We start from the raw sequence: 1,066 nt of genomic DNA on the forward strand, positions 1-1,066 counted from the left end.
CCGCGATCGAAATGCCTCCGGCAGACGAGGTCCGCCTCCGAGGCGAGCGGCAGGACGCCGACGTCGGGGCCGTGGCCGTAGGCGGCGGCGAGTTCCACGCGCCAGGAGATGCCCAGCCGCACGCTCGTCAGCATCGCCTCGAGCTGTGTCGGCGCGGGGCAGTCGAGCGCCTCGGCCGCGATGCGCAGGTAGGTGCGGGCGGCGCGGTCGGCCTCGGCCGGCGTGCCGGCTTCGGCGGGCGCGGCATGGCCGAGATCCCGCAGGATGTCCGCGCGGACCTCCTCGAGCCCCGCGCAGTAGATCGCGGGCTGCCAGACGGGCTGGGAGGCCGTGGCGGGCAGGGCGGACAGACCTCCGAGCAGGGCCGCCGCAATCTTCGTACGAAGATTGCGGCGGGTGCGAATTTTCGTACGAAAATTCGGCATCAGTCCTTCAGGCTCTCTTCGCGCAGCCCGTCGGCCAGCAGGTTCAGCCCCAGGACGAGGCTCATCAGCGCCAGAGCGGGCGGCAGGGCGGGGTGCGGGTAGATGGTCAGGAGCCTCCGCCCCTCGTTGATGGTGGAACCCCAGTCCGGGCTTTCGGGGCTGACGCCGAGGCCGAAGAAGCCGAGCGTTCCGAGAAGGATCGTCGTGTAGCCGATCCGCAGGCAGAAATCGACGATGAGCGGCCCGCGCGCGTTCGGCAGGATCTCCCACAGCATGATGTACCAGGGGCCCTCGCCGCGGGTCTGTCCCGCCGCCACGTAGTCCCGCGTCTTGATGTCGAGGACAATCCCCCGGACGATCCGGAAGACGGTGGGCGAGTTCACGAACACGACCGAGACGAAGACGATCAGGATGTTGCCCGGCATCGAGATGACGCCGAGTGGGTCGGCGTCGAAGGCGAGACCGGCATAGAGCCAGAGACCGACGACGAGGCTGACGCCGATGAAGAGCAGGCGCTTCGCGGGCTGCATGTGGTAGCGCGAGTTCCACAGGATCACGAGGAACACGATCGGGAAGAGGAACAGGATCGCCGCCATGTAGGTCGGGATGCCGGCGGCCACGATCTCGGGCGTGACGAGGAG

At 68.8% G+C, this 1,066-nt stretch carries 2 protein-coding genes; both read right to left on the reverse strand.

The annotated features are described in order from the left end of the window. A partial coding sequence (locus ACTS11_RS20565; protein WP_442642147.1) for a hypothetical protein occupies positions 1-425 on the reverse strand: 425 nt, incomplete at its 3' end. After that, on the reverse strand, positions 425-1,066 hold a 642-nt coding region (locus ACTS11_RS20570), incomplete at its 5' end, for an ABC transporter permease (protein WP_442642148.1). The genes ACTS11_RS20570 and ACTS11_RS20565, both read right to left, overlap by 1 nt.

The sequence above is a fragment of the Roseicyclus sp. genome (assembly GCF_052168335.1).
GTDB lineage: Bacteria > Pseudomonadota > Alphaproteobacteria > Rhodobacterales > Rhodobacteraceae > Roseibacterium.